Below are 3,706 nucleotides of genomic sequence, written 5' to 3' on the forward strand. Positions count from 1 at the left end.
GCGTCCGCGCGTCGGGCAGGCCGAGCCGCTGACCGAGCCGGCCGAGCACGTCGGGGCTGCCGCCGCGGAACGCGCTCGTGGCCAGGTCGGGATCGCCGAGCGCGATCACGGCGACCCCGCGGCGCGCCAGGGCGCGGAGCAGGGCGACAGTGGACTCGGTGGCCTCCTGGGCGTCGTCGACGAGCACGGCACGGAGGCCGTCGACGACCGGTGCGGTCTCGCCGCGGTCGAGCGCCGCCACGGCCCAGTCGACGAGCTCGGCCGAGTCGAGCCGGCGGCCCGGCATGGCGTCGACGACGCCGTGGTACTCGTCGACGAAGTCGGCGACGGCGCCCCACTCGGGCCGGTCGCGCGCCGCGGAGAGCCGACGCAGGTCGTCGGGCGAGAGGCCCTGCTCGGTCGCACGCATCATCACCTCGCGCAGCTCGGTGCGGAACCCCCGGAGCACGCGGACGCGGGGGCCGAGGTCGTCGGGCCACCGAGGGCCCGTGCCGTCGGCCTCGTGGCCCTCGAGCATCGAGCGCACGACCGAGTCGTGGTCTCCCCCGGTGAGGAGCGCGGGCGGCTCGGCGCCCGCGAGACGGGCGGCGTGGCCGACCACGTCGAAGGCGAGGGAGGAGACCGTCCGCGCGAGCGGGCCGGGGGTGGGCACGTCGAGCCGGGAGGCCAGGACGTCGCGGAGGCGCGTGGCCGTCGTGCGGGACGGCGTCAGCGCCGTCACGGAGCCGGGTGCCCAGCCCCGGGTCTCGAGCCGGTCGGCGACGAACTCGACGAGGGCGGTCGTCTTGCCGGTGCCCGGGGCCCCGATCACCGCGGCGGAGACGCCGTCGGGCAGTTCGAGCACCGCCCGCTGGGACGCGTCGAGCTCGACCGGCGGCCTGGTGTCGGTGCCCGCGACCGGGCGGAAGGAGGTCGTCACCATGTGGTCGACGCTAGCGGCTGCCGCCGACACCGAGGAGCGGCGCGGGTCGGTCCCGCGACGCCGCTTGCGCTCTCGGTGAACGCGTCAGGCCGCACCGGGCCCGGTCGGATATCGTGGCGACGTGGACATTCGCATCGGCATCACCAACAGCCCCCGTGAGATCAGCTTCGAGACGTCGCAGACCGCGGCCGAGGTCGAGGCGATCGTCGCCGACGCCCTCGACGGCAGCAAGACGTACGTCACCCTCGCCGGCTCGAAGGGCAAGACCTACCTCGTGCCCACCGCCTCCCTCGCCTACGTCGAGGTCGGCTCCGACGAGAACCGCCGCGTCGGCTTCGTCAGCTGACATGGAGCTCCTCTTCGTCGTGCTCGGCGGCGCGCTGCTGGGCTTCGTCGCCCACTTCGCGCTGCCGGCCCACGACACCCGCGGGGTGCTCCTGGCCCCCGCGGCCGCGGCGTCCGTCGCGGCCGTCGCCTGGCAGGTCCTCCTCCTGGCGGGGCTGACGCCCGACGGCGGCTGGATCTGGGTCGTCTCGCTCGTGCTGTCGGGCGTCGTCGCGATCGTGGTCTGCCGCGTCGCGGCGACGGCGAGGAGGCGCCGCGACGGCGACCTGCTCGCCCGCCTCATGCGGGGCTGACGCCGCGAGGGCTGCCCGGTGGCGCCGTGCCGTCAGGCCGTCAGGCCGTGAGGCCGAGTGCGTCCATCCGGCGCGTGTGCGCCGCCACGAGCTCGGTGAAGACCGGCTCGAGCCGCTCGTCGTCGGCCGACTCGTGCGAGGCGGAGATCGCCGCGCGGGCCACGAGCAGCGTGTCGCCGACGAGTCGGCGGCCCCACAGGGCCAGGCGCGAGGCGAGCTGCGGGTCGTCCTCGATGGCCGTCGAGAGCTCGGCCACGATGGCGGACTCGTCGTCCCCCGCCTCCAGCACGCGAACGATGCGCTCGCGGTGGTCGGCGGCCAGGCCCGCCGCCAGTCGGACGAACACGTCGTTCAGCAGACCGGCGGCGACGTAGGAGGCGAGGATCGCCTCGTGCCAGTCGGCGCCCTCGGTGCGTCGGCGGAACTCGTCCACGGCGTGGCGGTGAGGCTCCATCGAGACCGTCGGGTCGCCTCCCGTGCGCTCGATCTCGGCGAGCAGGCCCCGGTGCCGGTCGAGGGTGCTGCCGGCCACACGGGCGGTCATCCGCTGCGCGCGCACGTGCGGGGCGGACTCCGCGGCACGGCCGAGGCCCTCGAAGAGGGACAGCTCAAGGTAGGCGGCCTGACCGAGGTAGACGTCGAGGTCTGGGGTGAAGTCGCCGAGCTCGACCCGGTTCACGGGCACGGCCTTGGAGGCGGGCCGCGGCCACTGGATGGACGGGACGCCGCGCTGAGACCTCCGGCCCTTCCATGACACCACGCCGCAAGCTTACGGGGTCCGGGGGTCGTGGCCGCACGACGGGCTAAACTGTCCGCGATCCGCCTACACATGAGACAGGGCAACTACGTGACTTTCACCGATCTTCAGATCGACCAGGACATGGTCGACGCACTGGCTGCGAAGGGGATCCTCGAACCGTTCCCCATCCAGACCCAGACCATCCCGCTCGCGCTCTCCGGCCAGGACATCATCGGCCAGGCCAAGACGGGCACCGGCAAGACCCTCGGCTTCGGCCTCCCCATCGTCCAGCGCATCGGCCTCTCCCCCGAGCCCGGCGTCAAGGTGCTGGTCGTCGTCCCGACCCGGGAGCTCTGCGTGCAGGTCGCCGAGGACCTCGTGGTGGCCACGTCGAACCGCGACACCAAGGTCGTCAGCATCTACGGCGGCAAGGCCTACGAGGGCCAGGTCGAGCAGCTCAAGGCCGGCGCGCAGATCGTGGTGGGCACCCCCGGGCGCCTCCTCGACCTGGCCGGCCAGCGCCTCCTCGACCTCAAGGGCGTGCAGGAAGTGGTGCTCGACGAGGCCGACAAGATGCTCGACCTGGGCTTCCTCAGCGACATCGAGAAGATCTTCCAGCAGGTGCCGGCGACGCGCCACACCATGTTGTTCTCGGCGACGATGCCCGGCCCGATCGTGGCGCTGGCCCGCCGCTTCATGACGAAGCCGATCCACATCCGCGCCACCGACCCCGACGAGGGCCTGACGCAGGCGAACATCAAGCACGTCGTCTACCGGGCCCACTCGCTCGACAAGGACGAGGTCATCGCGCGCATCCTGCAGGCCGAGGGCCGCGGCAAGACCGTCGTCTTCACCCGCACGAAGCGCGCCGCCGCGAAGCTGGTCGAAGAGCTGAACGACCGCGGCTTCAACGCCGCCGCCGTGCACGGCGACCTGAACCAGGAGCAGCGCGAGCGCGCGATGGCGGCCTTCAAGGCCGGCAAGAAGGACATCCTGATCGCGACCGACGTCGCGGCACGCGGCATCGACGTGAACGACGTGACGCACGTGATCAACCACACGGTCCCCGACGACCACGACACGTACCTGCACCGTGCCGGCCGGACGGGCCGCGCGGGCAAGACCGGCATCGCGGTCACGTTCGTCGACTGGGACGACCTGCACAAGTGGGCCCTCATCGACCGTGCCCTCGACATGGGCCAGCCCGAGCCCGTCGAGACGTACTCGTCGAGCCCCCACCTCTTCGAGGACCTCGACATCCCCGTCGGCACGAAGGGCCGCCTCAAGTCGGCCCCGAAGGCCGCCGTCGAGGGCGGCGCCGCCACGGCCCGCGAGCGCAACCCCGGCTCGCGCAGCCGGTCGCGCAGCGCCGAGGGCGAGTCCGGTCGTCGCGGGGGCGAGCAGTCG

The 3,706-nt window shown here is 73.2% G+C and carries 5 protein-coding genes; 3 read left to right on the forward strand and 2 right to left on the reverse strand.

What is annotated here, in order from left to right; genetic code table 11:
* The coding region (locus RWM17_RS13040) for a UvrD-helicase domain-containing protein (protein WP_314104323.1) at positions 1-922 on the reverse strand (922 nt) is incomplete at its 3' end.
* 121 nt (positions 923-1,043) lie between these two features.
* Between RWM17_RS13040 and RWM17_RS13045 the strand changes: the two genes are divergently transcribed.
* Complete coding sequence (locus tag RWM17_RS13045) at positions 1,044-1,268, forward strand: DUF3107 domain-containing protein (protein ID WP_123548145.1); 225 nt, start codon at positions 1,044-1,046, stop codon at positions 1,266-1,268.
* A gap of 1 nt (position 1,269) precedes the next feature.
* Positions 1,270-1,560 (forward strand): hypothetical protein, encoded by a 291-nt coding sequence (locus RWM17_RS13050; RefSeq protein WP_314104324.1) that lies wholly within the window; start codon positions 1,270-1,272, stop codon positions 1,558-1,560.
* A gap of 40 nt (positions 1,561-1,600) precedes the next feature.
* On the opposite strand, the gene RWM17_RS13055 is transcribed toward RWM17_RS13050, so the two are convergent.
* Complete coding sequence (locus tag RWM17_RS13055) at positions 1,601-2,320, reverse strand: ferritin-like fold-containing protein (protein ID WP_314104327.1); 720 nt, start codon at positions 2,318-2,320, stop codon at positions 1,601-1,603.
* Between the two features lie 87 nt (positions 2,321-2,407).
* Between RWM17_RS13055 and RWM17_RS13060 the strand changes: the two genes are divergently transcribed.
* Positions 2,408-3,706 (forward strand): DEAD/DEAH box helicase (locus RWM17_RS13060; protein ID WP_314104330.1); only part of this gene is annotated, 1,299 nt, incomplete at its 3' end.

The sequence above is a fragment of the uncultured Frigoribacterium sp. genome (assembly GCF_963515265.1).
In the GTDB taxonomy this organism is placed as follows: Bacteria; Actinomycetota; Actinomycetes; order Actinomycetales; family Microbacteriaceae; genus Frigoribacterium.

What these genes read in the sequence shown, in the direction of transcription:
- RWM17_RS13050 (WP_314104324.1), top strand. Translation starts at nt 1,270, where the DNA reads ATGGAGCTCCTCTTCGTCGTGCTCGGCGGCGCGCTGCTGGGCTTCGTC.